Consider the following 16,100-nt stretch of genomic DNA (forward strand, 5'->3'; position numbering starts at 1 on the left):
TTCGACCGCTCCGACGAAGGACCAAATCCCGATGACCAATCCCGCGCCTGTCACCCGCGCCCTCATTTCCGTTTCCGACAAGACCGGCCTGATTGATCTGGGCCGCGCCCTGGCCGACCGGGGGGTAGAGATCTTGTCCACCGGCGGCACCGCGAAGGCGCTGCGCGACGCGGGGCTGGCCGTGCGCGATGTGGCCGAGGTCACGGGCTTTCCCGAGATGATGGACGGGCGCGTGAAAACGCTGCACCCGATGGTGCATGGCGGGCTTCTGGCGCTGCGTGACAACCCCGAGCATCGGGCCGCGATGGAGGCGCACGGGATCGGCGCGATCGACCTTCTGGTGGTCAATCTCTACCCGTTCGAAGAGACCGTGGCGCGGGGCGCGGATTACGAGACCTGTGTCGAGAATATCGACATCGGCGGCCCGGCGATGATCCGGGCAGCGGCCAAGAATCATGCCCATGTCACCGTGGTCGTGGATGTCGAGGATTACGGGGCCGTCATCGCCGACATGGATCAGCACGGCGGCGCGACCTGCCCGAAATTCCGCCGCAAGCTGGCGCAGCGCGCCTATGCCCGCACCGCCGCCTATGATGCCGCCGTCAGCACCTGGCTGGCCGAGGCGATCGGCGACGAGGCACCGCGCCGCCGCGCCTTTGCCGGGACGCTCGCGCAAAGCCTGCGCTATGGCGAGAACCCGCATCAGCGGGCGGCCTTCTACGTGGACGGATCAAACCGCCCCGGCGTGGCCACCGCGCGGCAGGTGCAGGGCAAGGAGCTGAGCTATAACAACATCAACGACACCGATGCGGCGTTCGAACTGGTCAGCGAATTTGCGCCCCATGACGGCCCCGCCTGCGCCATCATCAAACACGCCAACCCCTGCGGCGTGGCGCGCGGCGCAACGCTGCGGGACGCCTACAAGGCCGCGTTCGACTGTGACCGCACCAGCGCGTTCGGCGGGATCATCGCGCTCAACCGGCCGCTTGACAGCGCGACCGCAGAAGAGATCGCGGGCATCTTCACCGAAGTGGTGATCGCGCCGGGAGCGGACGCGGACGCGCTGCGTGTGTTCGAGTCGAAGAAGAACCTGCGCCTCTTGCTGACCGAAGGGCTTGCCGATCCGCACGCGGCGGGGCGGATGATCAAGCAGGTCGCGGGCGGATACCTGGTGCAGGACCGCGACGCGGGCCATGTGGACCGCGCCGATCTGCGGGTGGTGACGAAGCGCGCGCCCACAGAGGCGGAAATGGCCGACCTTCTGTTCGCCTGGACCGTCGCCAAGCATGTCAAATCCAACGCCATCGTCTATGTCAGGGACGGGGCCACCGTGGGCGTAGGAGCAGGCCAGATGAGCCGTGTCGACAGCTGCCGGATCGCCGCGCGCAAGGCGCGCGACATGGCCGAGGCGCTCGGCCTGCCCGCGCCCTTGACCCAAGGCAGCGTGGTGGCGTCGGACGCATTTTTCCCCTTTGCCGATGGTCTTCTGACGGCGGCGGAGGCCGGGGCCACGGCGGTGATCCAGCCCGGCGGGTCGATGCGCGACGACGAGGTGATCGCGGCGGCGGATGCGGCGGGGCTCGCGATGGTGATGACCGGCATGCGCCACTTCCGGCACTGAGGCAGGGCATATGCGGCTGGTCTTCTGGATTGCATTCTGGGTTTTTCTGCTCGATCAGGCGAGCAAGTATCTCGTGGTTCACATGCTCGATCTGCGGATGCTGGGGCGGATCGACGTGTTGCCGCCCTATCTCAACCTGCGCATGGCGTGGAATTACGGCATCAATTTCGGGCTGCTGGCGGATGACAACCCGCTCACACGCTGGATGCTGATCGCCGTGGCGCTGGTGATTTCCGGCGCGGTGCTGTGGTGGGTGCGCGCCGAGGATGCAGGGCCGTTGCACCGGATCGCGGCGGGGCTTCTGGTGGGGGGCGCGCTTGGCAATGTCGTGGACCGGTTGATCTATGGCGCGGTCGCGGATTTCCTCAACATGTCGTGCTGCGGGATCGACAACCCCTTTGCGTTCAATGTGGCCGATATCGCGGTCTTTGCCGGGGCGTTCGGCATGCTTCTGCTACCGGCGGAGAAAAAGCCCTCGTGACCTTGGCGCGCGGATGCGATACATGGGCGTGACAGTTGCAGGAGAGTGGCGATGTGGATGCCGCGCAAGACCGTTCTGATGCTCATGGCCGCCGCGCTTGTCGCGGGCTGCGGCGGGCGTGACCGCGAAGTATCGCTGACCAAGTTGCGCAATACGGGCAACGGGCCGGACGAGTTTTCGATCATCCCGAGCAAGCCCCTGGAAATGCCCGAGGATGTGGCCGCGCTGCCCGCGCCGACGCCGGGCGGGGCGAACCGCACCGACCAGAACCCGTTGGCCGACGGCGTTGCCGCGCTCGGCGGCAATCTGGCTGTGACACAGGCCGAGGCCGCGTCGGCGGCCAATGCCGGGCTGCTGGCCCATGCCACCCGCTACGGCCGTGATCCCGGTGTCCGTCAGGCGCTGGCCGCAGAGGACCGCGAGATCCGCAGTCGTTATGGAAATGTCAACATTTTACGCGGCATCATGCCCGGCGACGATTACGTGCAGGCCTATGAGCGGCAATGGCTCGATGCCCATAACGAGGAGCGCCGCTTGCGGCGCGCCGGTGTGCGCACCCCTGCCGCCCCGCCGCCACCCGACCGACGCTGAGTGCGCTTGAATCCCCGGTCCGGGGGCGTATCTATGTGCTAACGTCCCCAATCGGAGATCTGCCATGCGCCGACTGCTCACCGCTTGCCTTCTTACCCTCGCGCCTCTGGCCGCGCAGGCCGAGGCCGTGACGCATTTCACGCTTCAAAACGGCATGGAGGTGGTGGTGATCGAGGACCGGCGCGCCCCGGTGGTCACGCATATGGTCTGGTATCGCGCCGGGTCGGCGGATGAGACCCCCGGCGTCTCGGGTGTTGCGCATTTTCTGGAACACCTGCTGTTCAAGGGCACCGATACCATGGCGCCGGGCGAATTCTCGGCCACGGTGGCGCGCAATGGCGGGTCGGACAATGCCTTTACCAGCTATGATTACACCGCCTATTTCCAGCGCATCGCCGCCGACCGGCTTGATCTGGTGATGGGGATGGAGGCCGACCGCATGGTCAACCTCCAGCTTGACGAGGCCGATATCCTGACCGAACGCGATGTCATCATCGAAGAGCGCAATCAGCGGGTCGAGAACAGCCCGTCCGCGCTCTACCGCGAGCAGAAAAGCGCGCTGCAATATCTCAATCACCGCTACGGCGTGCCGATCATCGGCTGGCGGCACGAGATGGAGACGCTCGGGCTCGAGGATGCGCTGGCCTACTACCGCCGCTATTACGCGCCCAACAATGCCATTCTCGTCATCGCAGGCGATGCGGACCCCGAGGAGGTGCGCGCGCTGGCCGATAAACATTACGGTGTGATCCCGGCCAATTCCGACCTGCCCGAACGCGCCCGCCCGCAAGAGCCGCCGCAGCTGGCCGAGCGGCGGATGACATTTCACGATCCGCGCGTGTCGCAACCCTATGTCAGCCGCTCTTACCTTGCCCCCGAACGCGACAGCGGCGCGCAGGAACGGGCCGCCGCCCTTACCCTTCTGGCAGAGTTGCTGGGCGGCGGACAGACCGCCGTTCTGACCCAGAAACTGCAATTCGAAAGCCAGATCGCGGTGCAGGTCGGGGCCTGGTATTCGGGCATGTCGCTTGACAGCACCACCTTCGATCTGGTGGTCGTGCCCGCCCCCGGCGTGACGCTGGCCGAGGCCGAGGCGGCGATGGACGATGTCCTGACCGGGTTTCTGGAAACCGGCCCCGATGCGGCCCACCTGGAGCGGATCAAGACGCAGGTGCGCGCGCAGGCGATCTATGAGCGCGATGACGCCTCGTCGCTGGCGCAGCGTTATGGCGCGGCCTTCGCTCAGGGCCTGACGGTGGCGGATGTGCAGGCATGGCCCGACATCCTGCAAGCGGTCGGGCCCGAGGATATCATGACCGCCGCGCGCGAGGTGTTCGACCGGCGGCAATCGGTGACGGGCTGGCTGATGGCCCCGGAGGTGACGCAATGATCCGTTTCGCACTGACACTTTTCATGCTCGCCGCCGCTCTGCCCGCGCGCGCGGGCGTCGAGGTGGCCGAGATCACCACGCCGGGCGGGTTTGACGCCTGGCTGGTGGAGGATCACTCGATCCCCTTCGTGGCGCTGGAAGTGCGCTTTCGCGGCGGGGCCTCGCTTGATGCGCCGGACGCGCGCGGCGCGACCAACCTGATGGTGGGCTTGCTGGAAGAAGGCGCAGGGGAGCGCGACGCGCGCGCCTTCACGCAGGCCACCGAAGAACTTGCCGCGCGCTTCGGCTATCGCGTGAGCGATGACGCAGTCAGCATCTCGGCGCGATTCCTGACCGAAAACCGCGACGCCTCGGTGGACCTTCTGCGCGACAGCCTGATCGCGCCGCGCTTTGACGAGGACGCCATCGAACGGGTGCGCGCGCAGGTGCTGGCGGGGCTGCGCTCGGACGAAACCAACCCGCGCGACATCGCAAGCCGAGAGGCGGCGCAGCTCATCTACGGCACGCATCCCTACGGTTCCAAGCAGGAGGGCACGCCCGAGAGCGTGGCCGCCCTCACCCGCGACGATATTCTGGCCGCGCATCGGGCGGCGATGACCCGCGACCGCGTCTATATCAGCGCCGTCGGCGACATCACCGCCGAAGAGCTTGGCACGCTCCTCGATCACCTGCTGGGTGATCTGCCCGAGACCGGCGCGCCGCTGCCGCCGCGCGCGGAACTGACCCTGCCCGGCGGGATCAAGCTGGTGGATTTCGCAACGCCGCAATCCGTCGCGCTCTTTGCGCAACCGGGGCTGGACCGGCATCACCCGGATTTCTTCGCGGCCTTCATCCTCAACCACATCCTTGGCGGCGGCGGGTTTGAAAGCCGGTTGATGACCGAGGTGCGCGAAAAGCGCGGGCTGACCTATGGCGTCTATTCCTACATCGCCGACCGCGACGCAGCGGAGGTCTGGACCGGCTCGGTCGCCTCGGCCAATGACCGCGTGGCCGAGGCCATCGCCGTGATCCGCGCCGAATGGGCGCGGCTGCGCGACGAGGGGGTGACGGCTGAGGAACTGGAGAATGCCAAGACCTACCTCACCGGGGCCTATCCGCTGCGCTTTGACGGCAACGGCACCATCGCCTCGATCGCCGTGGGGATGCAGATGGACGGGCTGCCCACCGATTACATCGTCAACCGCAACGACATGGTGAACGCGGTCACGCTTGACGAGATCAATCGCGTCGCGCGCGAGTGGCTCGACCCCGAGGCGCTGACCTTCGTGGTGGTGGGACAACCCGAGGGGCTGGAAGGCACGCTGAACTGAGAGGCAGGGCACGGCGGGCTTTGGCCTATAGCGGAGGTTTGGGGAGCCGCGCGAGTGCCCGACCGCGGGTGGGCGCTCCAAAGGCTTTGGTCGTTGCTTTATGGTGCCAAATACTGGAACGAGTGTGCGGATGTGCAGCGTTGCAGAAGCGCCCGCCCGTCCGGGCGGTCGGGCGCTCGCGCGGCGGGCTTCGCCCTTGATTCCGCGCGGGGATCGACACGTCAACGTCGCCTTCAGGCCAAAGCCCGACCCGCTTTCCTCCTGTCATACCCTGCCTTTCTTCCCCGCACCCACTCTCCCTCTGGACAGTTCCCGTGCGCGGTGGCAGAATTTGATCAAATCCAACACTCTCCCGGAGCAAGCCCCATGAAAGACGACAATTTCCTGCGCGAGATGAATGGCCGCCACCTCTGGCAGCCGATGGGCCATCCCGGCGAGGCGCAGCGCAACGCGCCGCGCATCATCAAGACGGCAGAGGGCGTGCGCCTGCACGACATCGACGGCCATTCGGTCGTGGATGCCGTGGGCGGCCTCTGGTGCGTCAATCTCGGCTATTCCAACGACGTGGTGAAACAGGCGATCTCTGATCAGCTTTGGCAATTGCCCTATTACTCGGGCTTTGCGGGCACCACCAACCCGGCCGCCATCGAGGCGTCCTATGCGGTGCGCGAGTTCTTTGCCGAGGACGGGATGGAACGGGTATTCTTCACCTCGGGCGGCTCGGACAGCGTCGACACCGCGCTGCGCCTTGCCCGCCAATACCACCGCCTGCGCGGCGAACCCACGCGCACCAAGTTCCTCAGCCTCAAGAAGGGCTATCACGGCACCCATTGGGGTGGTGCCAGCGTCAACGGCAACAACCGCTTCCGCATCGGTTATGAACCGCTCTTGCCCGGCTGTTTCCACATCGCCGCGCCCTATACCTATCGCAACCCGTTTGACGAAAGTGACCCGGCGAAGCTGGCGGAAAAGATCGCCGCCGCCATGGTGGACGAGATCGAGTTTCAGGACCCCTCGACCATTGCCGCTTTCATCATGGAGCCGATCCTCGGCGCGGGCGGCGTGATCGTGCCTGATGCGTCCTTCATGAAACACATGCGCGCGATCTGCGATCGCTACGGGATCCTGATGATCTCGGACGAGGTGATCTGCGGTTTCGGGCGCACCGGCGACTGGACCGGCGCGCGGCATTGGGGCGTGAAGCCTGACCTCATGACCATCGCCAAGGGCATCACCTCGGGCTATTTCCCGGTGGGCGGCGTGCTCATCTCCGGCGCGGTGGCCGAGGTGTTCGAGACCTCGGACGCGCGCGGCGCGATCTGGACGGGCTATACCTATTCGGCGCATCCCGTGGGGGCGGCCGGCGTGGTGGCCTGCCTCTCGGAGACCCTGCGCCTTGACACCAAGACGAACGCCGCTGCGCGCGGCACCCAGCTTTATGAAGGCGTCAAGCGTCTGGCCGAAAAGCACGCCATCATCGGCGATGTGCGCGGCGGTCACGGTCTGATGACCGGGATCGAGATCGTCAGCGACCGCGCCGCGAAAACGCCGATGGACGCGGCCACCATGCAGCGCATCCACACCGCCACCTATGACGCGGGCGCGATGGTGCGGCTTGGCGCGCATAACGTCCTGATGTCGCCCCCGCTGGTGATTTCCGAGGCCGAGGTGGACGTGATCCTGAACGCGCTCGACGCGGGCTTTTCGGCAGCCTGAGCCAGAGAGGGGCGACGGGCCGGACCTGTCGTCCCAAATCACCGTTAACCATTCTTAAACCTCCCGGCGCTACCCGTTAACCCTGACGCATCGCCGCGCGGGGAGAACATGGTCGCACGCGCCTATACCGTGGCTTTCGAAGGGGTCGAGGCGCGCCCCGTGGAGGTGCAATGCGCCGTGCTTGCCGGTGTGCCGGGATTTGCCCTCGTGGGTCTGCCCGACAAGGCCGTGTCGGAGGCGCGCGAGCGGGTGCGCGCGGCGCTCTCGGCGCTGGCCATTTCGCTGCCATCCAAGCGCATCGCGGTCAACCTTTCGCCCGCCGACCTGCCCAAGGAAGGCAGCCATTTCGACCTGCCCATTGCCCTCGCCCTGCTCGCCGCGCTCGAGATCCTGCCCCATGACGCGGTCGAGGGCACAACGGCCCTTGGCGAATTGTCGCTCGACGGCACGCTCATTCCCGTGATCGGCGCGCTCCCTGCGGCCATGTCAGCGGCCGAAGAAAACCGTATCCTGCTCTGCCCGCGCGCCTCGGGCGCCGAGGCCGCCTGGGTCGGCGCGGCGCAGGTGATCGCTGCCGCCTCGCTCGCCGATGTGGTGCGCCATTTCACCGGCGAATGCCCCATCGCGCCCTCGCAACCCGGCGAGGTGACCGGCCCGCCACCGGGGCGCGACCTGCGCGACGTCAAGGGGCAGGAGCGCGCCAAGCGCGCGCTGGAAATCGCCGCCGCCGGGCGGCATCACATGATGATGGTCGGCCCGCCCGGTTCCGGCAAATCCATGCTGGCCGCGCGGCTGCCGGGTATCCTGCCGCCGCTCAGCCCCGCCGAGGCGCTGGAAACCTCGATGATCCATTCGGTCGCGGGGCTCATATCCGAGGGCGGAATCAGCCGCACGCGCCCCTTCCGCGAGCCCCATCACACCGCCTCGATGGCGGCGATCACGGGCGGCGGACGCAGCGCCAAGCCGGGAGAGATCAGCCTTGCCCACAACGGCGTGCTCTTCATGGACGAATTTCCCGAGTTTCCACGCCCCGTGCTCGAGACGTTGCGCCAGCCCATCGAGACCGGCGAGGTGATGATCGCGCGCGCCAATGCGCATGTGAAATATCCCTGCCGCTTTCTGCTCGTGGCTGCCGCGAACCCATGCAAATGCGGGCATCTGAGCGATCCCGCCCGCGCCTGCTCGCGCGCACCGAACTGCGGCGAGGATTACATGGGGCGCATTTCCGGCCCGCTGATGGACCGCTTCGATCTGCGCCTTGATGTGCCGCCGGTGGCATTTAGCGATCTCGATCTGCCCGCCTCTGGCGAAGGGTCGGCGCAGGTGGCCGAACGGGTCGCGGCGGCGCGGGCGGTGCAACGCGCGCGCTTCGCGGACCGGCCCGACATGCGCCTCAATGCCGATGCCGAAGGCGAGGCCCTCGAGGACATCGCCACACCCGACGCCGAGGGGCGCGCCCTGCTCACCCGCGTGGCCGAGCGGTTCGGCCTGACGGCGCGCGGCTATCACCGGGTGTTGCGGGTGGCGCGCACCATCGCCGATCTCGACGGCTCTGACGCCGTGCGCCTGCCCCATGTGGCAGAGGCGGTCAGCTTTCGCCTGACAACCATCAAAGAGACCTGAGCCACCCCGCCAGATCGCGCAAAGTGGTCTGTGCCTCGGGCAGGATGTTGTGGAAGATCGGCCAGACATGCGGGTGGTCCGGCCTCAGATGCACCTCGCTCGTCACCCCCTGCGCCGTCAGGGCCGCGTGCATCCGCAGCGCATCGTCGCGCAGGATCTCGGTATCGCCCACGGTCAGCCAGACCGGCGGCGCACTCTCGAACCGGCCGAAAAGCGGCGAGGCCCGCGGATCGGACGGGTCCTGCCCGCCCAGGAACATCTCCAGCATCTCGCCGATCCGCTCTGCCGTCAACATGGTGTCGCGCAGGGCGTTTTCACGCACGGAGCCGCCCGAAAACGTCACGTCCGTAAGGGGCGAAAACGCAAAGAGAGCCGCCGGAGCGTCCAGCCCCTGCCGCAGGATCTCATGCAGGAGGGCGAGCGCCAGACCGCCACCCGCGCTGTCCCCGCCGAGAATCACCTCGCGCTCTGCCCGCAAGGCCCGGTAGCAGGCCAGCGCATCCTCGATCTGAGCCGGGAACGGGTGCTCCGGCGCCAGACGGTAATCCGGCAGGCAGCTCTCGAGCCCGGTCAGCGCGGAAAGCCGCGCCAGCATCGCGCGGTGCGTATCCGAGGTGCCGAACACGTAGGCACCGCCATGGAAATAGAGGAGGACCGGCCCTCGCCCCCTGACCGCGCCGCGCGCCCGCGCCCATTGCACGGGCACAGCCCCCAGCCTCCCGCGCTCGAACCGGCTGCCCCGGGGCGCATGGAAATAAAGCCGCGCCTTCAGCGCAAAGGACCGTCGCAGCCGGTCCTTGTCATGCCGCGCCAGCGCCGGCTTCTCGAACCACCGAAGGTGGCGGTTCAGAAGCGCAAGCTGCCAGCTCATCCCCGCCGCGCCTCGATGGCGTCCCAGATAAGTCCCGCGCCATTGGTCCCGTCGAACCGCTCGAGTTCCTGAAGGCCCGTGGGCGAGGTCACGTTGATCTCGGTCAGGTAATCGCCGATCACGTCGATGCCGACGAAGATCTGCCCCTTCTCGCGCAGAAGCGGTCCGATCCGTGCGCAGATCTCGCGGTCGCGGTCGGTCAGGCCGATCTTCTCGGGCCGCCCGCCCACATGCATGTTCGACCGCGTCTCGCCCGCGGCGGGCACACGGTTGATCGCGCCGATGGGCGCGCCATCCACAAGGATCACCCGCTTGTCGCCCCGGCTCACATCGGGGAGGTATTTCTGCGCGATAAGCGGCTCGCGCGAGAAGCCGGTGAACATCTCGTGCAGGCTTGCAAGGTTCCGGTCGCTCTCGGGCAGATGGAACACCCCCGCCCCGCCGTTTCCGTAAAGCGGCTTGAGAATGACATCGCCATGGCGCGCACGAAACGCGCGGATCGTGGCAAGATCGCGCGCGATGGTGGTGGGCGGCATCAGGTCGGGGAAGTTCAGGATCAGAAGCTTTTCGGGGAAATTGCGCACCCAGAACGGATCATTGACCACCAGCGTAGCCGGGCTCAACCGTTCCAGCAGATGCGTCGTGGTGATGTAATGCATGTCGAACGGCGGATCCTGCCGGAGCCAGACCACGTCGAAATCGGCCAGATCGACCACCTGGTTTTCGCCCAAGCGGTAGTGATCCCCCGCCACCCGCTGCACCTCGAGTGGCCAGCCGCGCGCGGTGATGCGCCCCTCCTCATAGGCGAGCGCATCGGGCGTGTAGTAAAAAAGCTCATGGCCCCGCTCCTGCGCCTCGATCATCAGGCGAAAGGTGCTGTCGGCGGCGATGTCGATCGGCCCGATCGGGTCCATCTGAAACGCGATTTTCATGCGTGGCCTCATGTGTCACATCGCCCCTTTCATGGGCCATGCCGCGCGCGCGCGCAATTCAGAAAAGTCCGAACGCCGCCTCGAGGATGTTCACGGATCCGATGCCATCGACCGTCGCCACGTCGAATAGCACCGGTGCCAGCTGCCCCTCGGGCGTCAGCCCGATATATTCGGAGGCTGCATGATAGATCCGCTGCAATTGCCCCTGATGCAACCGCTGAAGCGCCAGATCATGCGTTGCCGCGCGCTTGACCTCACAGAACACATAGGTGTCGGGCGCGCGCAGGACGAGGTCGATCTCACCGCTGATCCCGCGCCAGCGCCGCGCCAGAACCTGAACGCCGCGCCCCTCGTAAAGCCGCGCGACCATGTCCTCGGCGGCCTGCCCGCTGAGAAAGGCGCGCCGGCCCCGTTCCTGTCGCCACTGCGGCACACCTTGGTGCATGCCCACAGTCGGAGCGGCGTCGAAATCGAAGGCCAGTTGCCGCATCATGACCCGTCCCCTTGTTCCTTGCGCGCCGCAAGCTGCAAGGCTCGCTGATAGACCGTGCGCCGGGGCAACCCCATATCTGCAGCCACCCGATCCGCCGCATCGCGCACACTTGCGCCTTTGAGAGCCTCTTCCAGAGCCCGGTCTATATCACCTTCTTTAATATCCGGTGAATCCCCGCGCCCGATCACGATAACGATTTCGCCTTTCAGCGTCTCTCCGGCGCAGTCCCGTGCAAGGGTTTCCAGCGTTTCCCGGCGCGTTTCCTCGAACTTCTTGGTGATCTCGCGGCAGAGCGCCGCCGGTCTCTCGCCGCCCAGCACCTCTGCCGCGTCCGCCAGCATCGCGGCCACGCGCCTGGGCGATTCGTAGAACACCAGCGTCGCGGGCACCGCGCCAAGCTCCTTCAACACCGTCTTGCGCCGCGCAGAGCTGCTTGGGAGGAAGCCCGCGAACAGGAACCGGTCGGTGGGCAGGCCCGAGAGCGTCAGCGCCGCGATCACGGCCGATGGCCCCGGTGCCGAGATGAGCGGATGGCCCGCCGCCACCGCCGCGCGGCCAAGATCAAAGCCCGGATCGGCCACCATCGGTGTGCCTGCCTCCGACGCGTAGAGCACCGATCTGCCCTCCGCCAGCGCCGCCAGGATGCGCGGGCGCATCTTTGCGCCGTTATGATCGTGATAGGCCCAGAGCGGGCGCTCGCCCAGGGCCACGCCATGGATTTCCATCAGCCGCCGCAGGCTGCGCGTGTCCTCGGCCACCAGCACCTCTGCCGACGCCAGCAGATCGAGCGCCCGGAGCGTGATGTCGCGCGCGGCGCCGATCGGGGTGGCGATGAGGTATAGTCCGGCGGCCAGTTTCTGCGGATCGGAATTCATCGCTGGACCCTTGTTCCATGACGGCTATGATCACGCCTGCGTGTATCCTGCCTTGGGTGCCCATAACAGGGAGTAGACCATGTTTGCCGTTTCAACCCTCCTCCGCAAGCCCCTGGCCCGCCTCGCCGCGATTCTCGCGCTCATCGGGCTGGCCGCTTGCGATGTCGCGCCAGGGGCCATGACCGGCGGGGGCGGCAGCGTGGCGCGGGGCGGCGCGGTGCCGGTGGCCCTTCTGGTGCCGCATGGCACGGGTAACGCGCAGGAGGCGCAGCTTGCCCGCGATCTGGAGAATGCCGCGCGGCTTGCGGTCGCTGATCTCGCGGGCGTCGAAATCGACCTGCGCGTCTACGGCACCGCCGGGCAACCCGCGCAGGCGCAGCAGGCCGCGCTCAACGCCGCCGCCGATGGCGCACAGATCATCATCGGCCCGCTTCATGCCGAATCGGCCAATGCCGTGGCCGTCGCCATGGCACAGCGCAACATCAACGTGCTGGCCTTTTCCAACAACCCGACCATCGCGGGCGGCAATCTCTTTGTCCTGGGACAGACCTTCCGCAACACCGCCGACCGGCTGGCGGGCTTTGCCACGGGCCAGGGGAAATCCCGCATCCTGGCGGTCTATTCCGACAACCTCGCCGGACAGCTCGGGCTCGAGGCGATCAGCCAGGCGGTGCAGGCGCAGGGCGGCACGCTGGCGGGAAGCGTCAGCTACGATTTCTCGCAGGACGGGGTTGTCAACGCCGTGCCGGTGATCCGCAGCACCGCCGAGACCAATGCGGCCGATGCAATCTTTCTGACGGCCAACAGCGCGGGCGCGCTGCCGCTCTTCTCGCAGATGCTGCCCGAGGCGGGGCTTGGTCCGGACCGGGTGCAGTATATCGGCCTGGCCCGGTGGGACACACCGCGCCAGACACTCGATCTTCCGGGGGTGCAGGGAGGGTGGTTCGCCGTGCCCGATCCGGCCCGCTCTGACGCGTTCGAGAGCCGCTTTCGCGCGGCCCATGGCAATAGCCCGCACCCGATCGCGGGCCTCGCCTATGACGGGATCGCCGCCGTCGGCGCGCTCACCAAGGCCGGTCGGGGCCTCACGCGCGGCGATCTCACGCAGGCGGCCGGCTTCCAGGGGGTGAGCGGCGTCTTCCGGCTGCGCCCGGACGGCACCAACGAGCGCGGCCTTGCCGTGGCGACCATCACCGACAAGCGCGTGCAGATCCTGTCGCCCGCACCCCAGGGCTTTGGCGGTGCCGGGTTCTGAGGCCCGCGCGGCGCTGATGCCCCTGCCCCAGCCGCCCGCGCCCCCCGCCGACCTGATCCTGCCGCCCGACGAGATATTCGCGGCGGGCAAGGTCGCGCTGGCACTGGACGAGGCCGCTGCCGGTGCCACCGACAGCGCCGCGCTGCGCCGCGCGGCCGTGTCTGTCCTCGGGGCCGAGATGACGCGCGGACGGGCGGCGATTTCCGAGGCCTTTGCCGCGCGGCCGTTCGATGCGCGCCCGGCCACCCGTGCCTGGTGCTGGCTGACCGATTGCGTCACCCTCGCCGCGCTCGATCTGGCCACGCAGCACATGCACCCGCTCGCCACGCCGACCGAGGCCGAGCGCATCGCCGTCTGCGCAGTCGGCGGCTACGGGCGCGGCGAGATGGCGCCCCATTCGGACGTCGATCTGCTGTTTCTCACGCCCTACAAGATCACCCCCTGGGCCGAGAGCGTGATCGAATCGATGCTCTACATCCTGTGGGATCTGCGCCTCAAGGTCGGCCACGCAAGCCGCACCATCCGCGACTGCCTGCGCCTTGGATCGGAAGATTTCACCATCCGCACCGCGCTTCTGGAGCATCGCTTTCTTGGTGGTGATGCCGCCCTCGCGCAGCGCCTCGACACGGAGTTGCGCGACAAGCTTTTTACCGGCACGGAGCGCGAATTCACCGAGGCCAAGCTTGCCGAGCGCGACGCCCGCCACGAAAAACAGGGCGAGCGCTATATGGTCGAGCCCAACGTCAAGGAGGGCAAGGGGGGCTTGCGCGACCTGCAATCACTGTTCTGGATCGCGAAATACCTGCACCATGTGCGCGATGTCGGCGATCTGGTGGCACTCGGCACCTTCACCCAGGAGGAATTCGGCACGTTTCAGCGCGCCGAGAGCTTTCTCTGGGCGGTGCGCTGTCATCTGCACCTCATCGCCGGGCGCGCCAATGACCAACTCACCTTCGACGTGCAGGTGCAGGTGGCCGAGCGCATGGGCTATGCCGATCGCGGCGGGCGGCGGGGCGTGGAGATCTTCATGCAGGATTATTTCCGCCACGCCACCGCCGTGGGGGACCTGACGCGCATCTTCCTGACCAAGCTGGAAGCCGCGCAGCAAAAGGCCGAGCCGCTGCTGCAACGCCTGCTCAAGCGGCGCAAGAAACTGCGCGCGGGCTATGTCGAGACCACCGGGCGGCTGGCCGTCGCCGACGAGGCGGCCTTTCTGGCCGATCCGCTCAACCTCCTGCGTCTTTTCGAGGAGGCGCTGCGCACCGGGCTTTTGATCCATCCCGACGCCATGCTCATGGTCACAAAAAACCTCTCACTTATCGACGAGGGGTTCCGCCACGACCAGGCGGCGCAAAAACTCTTTCTCGACCTGCTCCTGAAACACGGCAATCCGGAACGCGCGCTGCGGCGCATGAACGAGCTTGGCGTGCTCTCGGCCTTTCTGCCGGAGTTCGAGCCCGTGCGCGCGATGATGCAGTTCAACATGTATCACCACTACACGGTGGACGAACATATCATCCAATGCATCAGCCATCTGGCGCAGATCGAGCGGCGCGAGTTGATCGAGGAATTGCCGGTTTCCTCCGAGATCCTCAAGGAAGGCGTCAATCGCCGCGTGCTCTATCTCGCACTGCTCCTGCATGACATCGGCAAGGGCCGGCCCGAGGATCATTCGATCCTGGGCGCGCAGATCGCGCGCAAGGTGGCCCCGCGCCTTGGCCTCTCGAAGCGCGAGGCCGAGACGGTGGAATGGCTGGTGCGCCACCACCTGCTCATGTCCGACACGGCGCAGAAACGCGATATCGCCGATCCGCGCACGGTGCGCGATTTTGCAAAGGCGGTGCAGACGCGCGAGCGGCTTGACCTGCTCCTCCTGCTCACGGTCTGCGACATTCGCGGCGTCGGCCCCGGCACCTGGAACAATTGGAAGGCCTCGCTGTTCCGCGCGCTCTACCGCCAGACCCGCCGCGCGATGGAGGGCGGGCTTGAGGCGCTCAACCGCGAACAGCGCGGCGTGGACGCCAAGCGCGCGCTGCGCGAGGCCCTGCCCGACTGGGACGCGAAAGACCTCAAGCACGAGACCGCGCGCCACTATCCCCCCTACTGGCAGGGGCTGCATGTCACGGCCCATGTGATCTTTGCCCGGCTGCTGCACGACCTGCACGAGGACGAGATCGCCATTGATCTGGCCATCGACGCGGATCGCGACGCCACCCGCGCCTGTTTCGCGCTGGCCGATCATCCGGGCATCTTCTCGCGGCTGGCGGGGGCGCTGGCGCTGGCGGGGGCGAATGTGGTCGATGCGCGCACCTATACGTCCAAGGACGGGTTCGCCACCGCCGTGTTCTGGATCCAGGACGATGACGGCAGCCCCTTCGAGGCAAGCCGCCTGCCGCGCCTGCGCCAGACCATCGCGCGCACCCTCAAGGGCGAGATCGTGCCGCGCGAGGCGATCAAGTCCCGCGACAAGCTCAGGAAACGCGAGCGCGCCTTTCGCGTGCCCACCCATATCACCTTCGACAATGACGGGTCCGAGATCTACACCATCATCGAGGTCGATACCCGCGACCGTCCCGGCCTGCTCTATGATCTCACCCGGACGCTGGCGGCCAACAATGTCTATATCGCCTCGGCGGTCATCGCCACCTTTGGCGAACAGGTGGTCGATACCTTCTATGTCAAGGACATGTTCGGGCTGAAATTCCATTCCGAGAGCAAACGCGCCGCGCTGGAACGCAAACTCCGCGCGGCCATCGAGGAAGGCGTGGAGCGGGCGGGGGCCTGAGGGCCGCAACGTGTCGGACATCAAGAGATCCTGCGGTCTGGCCAGGAAAATGACGGCAGGACGCGGCCAGAGCACGGCGCAAACCGCCCCTTTTCTCGCACGCGGCAAAAGTTATATAGAGGGGCCGAGAGACACCGCACCTTCACAAACCCGGACC

The 16,100-nt window shown here is 67.0% G+C and carries 13 protein-coding genes; 9 read left to right on the forward strand and 4 right to left on the reverse strand.

Annotated elements, in window-relative coordinates:
* The first annotated feature begins 31 nt into the window (after window positions 1-31).
* From purH to ABIE57_RS05510, 7 genes are all read left to right on the forward strand, one after another.
* A complete protein-coding gene (gene purH, locus ABIE57_RS05480; protein WP_354538003.1) occupies window positions 32-1,621 on the forward strand; it encodes a bifunctional phosphoribosylaminoimidazolecarboxamide formyltransferase/IMP cyclohydrolase in 1,590 nt (529 codons plus the stop codon).
* Between the two features lie 10 nt (window positions 1,622-1,631).
* Window positions 1,632-2,102, forward strand: coding sequence for a signal peptidase II (gene lspA, locus ABIE57_RS05485; RefSeq protein ID WP_354538004.1), 471 nt, complete (start codon window positions 1,632-1,634; stop codon window positions 2,100-2,102).
* A 51-nt stretch (window positions 2,103-2,153) separates the two neighbouring features.
* Complete coding sequence (locus ABIE57_RS05490) at window positions 2,154-2,693, forward strand: DUF3035 domain-containing protein (RefSeq protein ID WP_354538005.1); 540 nt, start codon at window positions 2,154-2,156, stop codon at window positions 2,691-2,693.
* Between the two features lie 64 nt (window positions 2,694-2,757).
* On the forward strand, window positions 2,758-4,083 hold the full coding sequence (locus ABIE57_RS05495) for a M16 family metallopeptidase (RefSeq protein WP_354538006.1): 1,326 nt from the start codon (window positions 2,758-2,760) through the stop codon (window positions 4,081-4,083).
* Window positions 4,080-5,393 (forward strand): M16 family metallopeptidase, encoded by a 1,314-nt coding sequence (locus tag ABIE57_RS05500; RefSeq protein WP_354538007.1) that lies wholly within the window; start codon window positions 4,080-4,082, stop codon window positions 5,391-5,393. Before ABIE57_RS05495 ends, ABIE57_RS05500 begins: the two co-directional genes overlap by 4 nt.
* A gap of 366 nt (window positions 5,394-5,759) precedes the next feature.
* Window positions 5,760-7,109 (forward strand): aminotransferase class III-fold pyridoxal phosphate-dependent enzyme, encoded by a 1,350-nt coding sequence (locus tag ABIE57_RS05505; RefSeq protein ID WP_354538008.1) that lies wholly within the window; start codon window positions 5,760-5,762, stop codon window positions 7,107-7,109.
* A 108-nt stretch (window positions 7,110-7,217) separates the two neighbouring features.
* Complete coding sequence (locus ABIE57_RS05510) at window positions 7,218-8,732, forward strand: YifB family Mg chelatase-like AAA ATPase (protein WP_354538009.1); 1,515 nt, start codon at window positions 7,218-7,220, stop codon at window positions 8,730-8,732.
* Here ABIE57_RS05510 and ABIE57_RS05515 read toward each other — a convergent pair.
* From ABIE57_RS05515 to rsmI, 4 genes are read right to left on the reverse strand one after another with little or no spacing between them, the layout of a single operon-like run.
* A complete protein-coding gene (locus tag ABIE57_RS05515; protein WP_354538010.1) occupies window positions 8,719-9,603 on the reverse strand; it encodes an alpha/beta hydrolase in 885 nt (294 codons plus the stop codon). The two genes, ABIE57_RS05510 and ABIE57_RS05515, sit on opposite strands and share 14 nt — an antisense overlap.
* Entirely contained in the window at window positions 9,600-10,535 is a 936-nt protein-coding gene (gene gshB, locus ABIE57_RS05520) for a glutathione synthase (RefSeq protein ID WP_354538011.1), read from the reverse strand. Before gshB ends, ABIE57_RS05515 begins: the two co-directional genes overlap by 4 nt.
* A gap of 58 nt (window positions 10,536-10,593) precedes the next feature.
* Complete coding sequence (locus ABIE57_RS05525; RefSeq protein ID WP_354538012.1) at window positions 10,594-11,028, reverse strand: YraN family protein; 435 nt, start codon at window positions 11,026-11,028, stop codon at window positions 10,594-10,596.
* A complete protein-coding gene (gene rsmI, locus ABIE57_RS05530) occupies window positions 11,025-11,903 on the reverse strand; it encodes a 16S rRNA (cytidine(1402)-2'-O)-methyltransferase (protein WP_354538013.1) in 879 nt (292 codons plus the stop codon). The genes ABIE57_RS05525 and rsmI overlap by 4 nt, the downstream gene beginning before the upstream one ends.
* Before the next feature lie 79 nt (window positions 11,904-11,982).
* On the opposite strand from rsmI, the gene ABIE57_RS05535 reads away from it, so the two are divergent.
* Together ABIE57_RS05535 and ABIE57_RS05540 are read left to right on the forward strand one after the other, a co-directional pair.
* Window positions 11,983-13,158: a penicillin-binding protein activator gene (locus ABIE57_RS05535; protein ID WP_354538014.1), complete on the forward strand. Its 1,176-nt coding sequence runs from the start codon at window positions 11,983-11,985 to the stop codon at window positions 13,156-13,158.
* A gap of 16 nt (window positions 13,159-13,174) precedes the next feature.
* Entirely contained in the window at window positions 13,175-15,943 is a 2,769-nt protein-coding gene (locus ABIE57_RS05540; RefSeq protein WP_354538015.1) for a [protein-PII] uridylyltransferase, read from the forward strand.
* Window positions 15,944-16,100 lie beyond the last annotated feature (157 nt).

The organism is Roseovarius sp. MBR-6, assembly GCF_040547525.1.
GTDB lineage: Bacteria > Pseudomonadota > Alphaproteobacteria > Rhodobacterales > Rhodobacteraceae > Roseovarius.

Excerpts from the sequence above, each read along its gene's own strand:
- purH (WP_354538003.1), top strand. The coding sequence starts at position 32 with ATGACCAATCCCGCGCCTGTCACCCGCGCCCTCATTTCCGTTTCCGAC.
- lspA (WP_354538004.1), top strand. The coding sequence starts at position 1,632 with ATGCGGCTGGTCTTCTGGATTGCATTCTGGGTTTTTCTGCTCGATCAG.
- ABIE57_RS05490 (WP_354538005.1), top strand. The coding sequence starts at position 2,154 with ATGTGGATGCCGCGCAAGACCGTTCTGATGCTCATGGCCGCCGCGCTT.
- ABIE57_RS05495 (WP_354538006.1), top strand. The coding sequence starts at position 2,758 with ATGCGCCGACTGCTCACCGCTTGCCTTCTTACCCTCGCGCCTCTGGCC.
- ABIE57_RS05500 (WP_354538007.1), top strand. The coding sequence starts at position 4,080 with ATGATCCGTTTCGCACTGACACTTTTCATGCTCGCCGCCGCTCTGCCC.
- ABIE57_RS05505 (WP_354538008.1), top strand. The coding sequence starts at position 5,760 with ATGAAAGACGACAATTTCCTGCGCGAGATGAATGGCCGCCACCTCTGG.
- ABIE57_RS05510 (WP_354538009.1), top strand. The coding sequence starts at position 7,218 with ATGGTCGCACGCGCCTATACCGTGGCTTTCGAAGGGGTCGAGGCGCGC.
- ABIE57_RS05515 (WP_354538010.1), bottom strand. The coding sequence starts at position 9,603 with ATGAGCTGGCAGCTTGCGCTTCTGAACCGCCACCTTCGGTGGTTCGAG.
- gshB (WP_354538011.1), bottom strand. The coding sequence starts at position 10,535 with ATGAAAATCGCGTTTCAGATGGACCCGATCGGGCCGATCGACATCGCC.
- ABIE57_RS05525 (WP_354538012.1), bottom strand. The coding sequence starts at position 11,028 with ATGATGCGGCAACTGGCCTTCGATTTCGACGCCGCTCCGACTGTGGGC.
- rsmI (WP_354538013.1), bottom strand. The coding sequence starts at position 11,903 with ATGAATTCCGATCCGCAGAAACTGGCCGCCGGACTATACCTCATCGCC.
- ABIE57_RS05535 (WP_354538014.1), top strand. The coding sequence starts at position 11,983 with ATGTTTGCCGTTTCAACCCTCCTCCGCAAGCCCCTGGCCCGCCTCGCC.
- ABIE57_RS05540 (WP_354538015.1), top strand. The coding sequence starts at position 13,175 with ATGCCCCTGCCCCAGCCGCCCGCGCCCCCCGCCGACCTGATCCTGCCG.